3 protein-coding genes and 1 tRNA gene are annotated in these 4,058 nt (G+C 67.9%); all 4 read left to right on the top strand.

The window, feature by feature from the left end; translation table 11 throughout:
- Nucleotides 1–187: 187 nt before the first annotated feature.
- The 4 genes from AC1VTH_RS07065 to AC1VTH_RS07050 all read left to right on the top strand — a co-directional run bounded on the left by AC1VTH_RS07065 (nucleotide 188) and on the right by AC1VTH_RS07050 (nucleotide 3,923).
- Nucleotides 188–1,033: an HAD family hydrolase gene (locus AC1VTH_RS07065; protein WP_481335445.1), complete on the top strand. Its 846-nt coding sequence runs from the start codon at nucleotides 188–190 to the stop codon at nucleotides 1,031–1,033.
- A 91-nt stretch (nucleotides 1,034–1,124) separates the two neighbouring features.
- Nucleotides 1,125–1,196: transfer RNA gene (locus AC1VTH_RS07060), tRNA-Gln, on the top strand.
- Between the two features lie 176 nt (nucleotides 1,197–1,372).
- The gene (gene glmU / locus AC1VTH_RS07055; protein ID WP_481335444.1) at nucleotides 1,373–2,782 is read left to right on the top strand and encodes a bifunctional UDP-N-acetylglucosamine diphosphorylase/glucosamine-1-phosphate N-acetyltransferase GlmU; all 1,410 of its coding nucleotides are present in this window, start codon (nucleotides 1,373–1,375) and stop codon (nucleotides 2,780–2,782) included.
- Nucleotides 2,783–2,930: 148 nt separating this feature from the next.
- Nucleotides 2,931–3,923, top strand: a complete 993-nt coding sequence (locus tag AC1VTH_RS07050; RefSeq protein ID WP_481335443.1) for a ribose-phosphate diphosphokinase — start codon at nucleotides 2,931–2,933, stop codon at nucleotides 3,921–3,923.
- The last annotated feature ends 135 nt before the right edge of the window (nucleotides 3,924–4,058 follow it).

Raw genomic sequence — 4,058 nt, 5'->3', positions numbered from 1 at the left:
CTGCGGGGGGGGCCGTTGCGGGCGGCGGGCGGCAAGCGTATGCGGTCGGCACGGGCGGTAAGCAGATGTGAGCGGCGTTGTCGCGGACGGCGAACACATGCGGGCGGCACGGACGTCCGCCCCGCGTCCCGCGCCCGCCGCCGCTATCATGGGGAGCAACGACACGAAAGGGGCACAACGCATGGGCATGACGGCAGAAGAGGTCGCGGCCAAGGCCGCCGACATCAAGATCTTTGGCTTCGACCTCGACGGGACCTTCCTGAGGGACGACAAGAGCGTGACGCCGCGCACCAAGGCAGCCGTCCGCACCCTGCTCGGCCATGGCATCGAGCCCGTGCCCACCACCGGCCGCACCTGGCAGCGGCTCACCCAGAGCGTTCTGGGCATGGACGACTTCCACTACACCGTGTGCGCGTGCGGCGCCGCCGTGTGCGACCTTGTGCACGGCACCTTCCTCAACCACGAGGTCATCGGCCCCGCCAAGGCCGCGGAGCTCATCCGCCGGCTCAAGCAGCCCGGCGTGGTCATCTACCTGTGCCTCGACGACCCCTACGGCACGCGCCTGGGCGACTGCATCAGCCGCGAGGAGTACGTGCGCGTGCGCGGCCCCGAGCGCTGGAGCGAGCCGCTCACCCGCTGCGATGTGCCCGCCCTCATCGAGGCCAATCGCTGGGGCGTCACCAAGGTGGGCGTGCGCTACGCAAGCCCCTGGACGGACGACGACTTCCTGGCCCTTGGCCGCGAGCTTGACCTCACGGCCAACGCCTGCGGCCCCAACAACGTCGAGTTCAACGTGCCGGGCGTGAGCAAGGCGGGCGGCCTGGACCTGCTCGCCCGGCGCTTGGGCTGCACGCTCGACAACGTCTGCGTCATCGGCGACTCGGGCAACGACGTCGAGATGCTGCGCGCCGCGGGCCTGGGCATCGCGATGGGCAACGCCACGCCCGTTGCCCGCGAGGCGGCCGACTACGTGCTGGACCTCACCAACGAGCAGGACGGCCTCGCCGACTTCGTCGAGCGCTACCTTCTGTAGTGGGACAATACCTGCCTGAGCAACTGTCCCAGTCCTCGCGCTCGCCCAAAGGCGGGCCGAGCTGCTACACTTACCTTCGCCAGCTCGTCGCTGGGGTATCGTCCAGTGGTTAGGACCCGGGATTTTGATTCCCGTTACCTAGGTTCGAATCCTAGTACCCCAGCGATGCGCTGGCTTTTTGCTGCCATGACAATGGGGGCGTGCCTGCCTCCATCACATGGCCGAGAACCACGCCGCGTACCAGCGCCGCGGGCCCTCGCCCTCCTCCACCCCTCGGGCGCTCCACATCCCTGAGTTATCATGGCCTTCTGTTGTGAAACCACACCAACGGAGGCATCCATGGCAAACGCCACCGCCATCATCCTCGCCGCCGGCGAGGGCACCCGCATGAAGTCAAACCACGCCAAGGTCTCCCACGAGATCTTGGGCAAGCCCATGATCTCGTGGGTGGCAGACGCCGCCATCGCCGGCGGTTGCACGCGCGTCATCGTCGTCGTGGGCAGCCACGCAGACGAGGTCCGCGCCATCGTGAACGAGGCCTACGCAGGCGCCACGGCCACGGTCGAGTGCGTCGAGCAGGCCGAGCGCCTGGGCACCGGCCACGCCGTCAAGGTTGCCCTCGAGGCCACCGGCATCAGCGACGGCCCCGTCGTGGTGCTCAACGGCGACCTGCCCCTCGTGACCGGCCAGACCGTCGCCGCCTTCGCCGAGTCCGTGAGCGGCGGCAACGCCGCGGCCACGGCCTTCACCATCGTGCCGCCCGACCCGTTTGGCTACGGCCGCATCGTACTGGCCGCCGACGGCACCATCGAGCGCAACATCGAGCAGAAGGACTGCACGCCCGAGCAGGCCGCCACGCTCACCGAGTGCAACGCCGGCTGCTACGCCTTCGACGGCGCGCCGCTCGCGGCCCACATCGGCGAGGTTGGCTGCGACAACGCCCAGGGCGAGTACTACCTGCCCGACATGCTCGAGATCCTCAAGTCCCACGGCCACGCCGTTCGCGCCTTCCGCTGCGACGACTGGCGCGAGGGCCTGGGCGTCAACTCGCGCGCGCAGCTCGCCCAGCTCACGGCCATCGCCCGCGACCGCATCAACGAGCAGCTCATGGCCGCCGGCGTCACGTTCATCGACCCCGCGCAGGCCTGGATCGGCCCGGACTGCACCATTGGCCGCGACACCATCGTCTGGCCGCAGACCCACCTCATCGGCACCTGCCACGTGGGCGAGAACTGCCAGCTTGGCCCCAACACGCGCCTTACCAACACGAGCGCCGGCGACGACTGCGTCATCGACGAGACGGTCGCCATCGACGCCGTGCTCGAGAACGGCGTCGACTGCGGCCCGCGCGCTTACCTGCGCCCCGGCACCCACATGCTCGACAACTCCAAGGCAGGCACTCACGTCGAGATCAAGAAGTCCACGATTGGCCGCGGCAGCAAGGTGCCGCACCTCTCCTACATCGGCGACACCACGATGGGCGAGGGCGTCAACATCGGCGCGGGCTCCATCACCTGCAACTATGACGGCGTGCACAAGCACAAGAGCGTCATCGGCGACAACGTCTTCGTGGGCTCCGACACCATGATGGTGGCCCCCGCCGAGATTGGCGACGGCGCTCTCGTGGCCGCCGGCTCGGTCATCACCGAGCCCGTCCCGGCAGACGCGCTGGCCCTGGGCCGCGCCCGCCAGACGGTCATCGAGGACTGGGCTCCCGCCCACTTCGAGAAGCTCCGCGCACAGAAATAACCAGCCAGTCGCCGCGGGCACGCGCTCGCGGCGACCTTCATGAAGTACCATGTGATGACGTGCGACCACGGCGCCGCCTGCCCAACCCCCATTTTGGGCCCGGCACCGCGCGCAACCAGCAAAGAGTCGACGGAAGGGCGGCAACCAGATGTACGAAGACCTCGATCAACTCGTCCCGATTAAGAAGCGGCTGAGGATTTACTCCGGCTCGAGCAACCCCAAGCTCGCGGCCGACATCGCCGGCATCCTGGGGGTCGAGGTCGACGGCCTCGTGCTCGAGCAGTTCGCCAACGGCGAGATCTACGCCCGCTTTGACGAGACGGTCCGCGGCTGCGACGTATTCTTCGTCCAGTCCATCGTGGGCAAGAACGTCAACGACCTCATGATGGAGACCCTCATCGTGGCCGATGCCGCCCACCGCGCCTCGGCCCGTTCGGTCACCGCCGTCATCCCCCACTACGCCTACGCCCGCCAGGACCGCAAGGCCGGCCCCCGCGAGCCCATCACCGCGCGCCTCGTCGCCAACCTGCTCGAGACCGCCGGCATCGACCGCGTGATTACGCTCGACCTGCACCAGGGCCAGATCGAGGGCTTCTTCGACGTCCCGGTCAACCACCTCACGGCGCTACCGCTGTTTGGCGAGTACTTCAAGAACAAGAACTTCGACTGGGACAACACCGTCGTCGTCTCGCCCGACGTGGGTCGCGCCAAGGCCTGCAAGAAGCTGTCCGACCAGCTTGGCTGCAGCCTCGCCATTGCCCACAAGGGCCGTCCGCGCCACAACGCCGCCGAGGTCATGGGCATCATTGGTGACATCAAGGGCAAGACCTGCATCATCAACGACGACATGATCGACACCGCGGGCACCCTGTGCGCCGCTATCCGCGAGCTCAAGAACCTGGGCGCCGGCGACATCCACGTGTGCGCCACCCACGGCATCTTCTCCGGCCCCGCGGTCGAGCGCCTCGAGGACGCCCCCATCGTCGAGTGCGTCGTCACCGACTCGGTGCCCCAGCCGGCCGAGAACCTCACCGGCAAGATCCACACCATCTCGGTTGCCAACGAGATTGCCGAGTGCATCTACCACGTCTTCACCGAGACCTCGGTCTCCGGCATGGTGGGTGGCCGCTTCAACCTCTAGGGCTGAGTGGTCTTAGCAGCAGTTTGTTAGTCTGGGCCGCGCGCTCCTCATGGGCGCGCGGCCCGTTTGTGAAGGAGCAGCATGGCAGCAGCGCAGCCAAAGCAGATTCGCCTCGTGGCGGGGCTGGGGAACCCC

The sequence above is a fragment of the Parolsenella sp. genome, assembly GCF_982402205.1.
The sequence above is the reverse complement of the archived record's forward strand: the minus strand, read 5'-3'. Positions and strand labels throughout refer to the sequence as shown.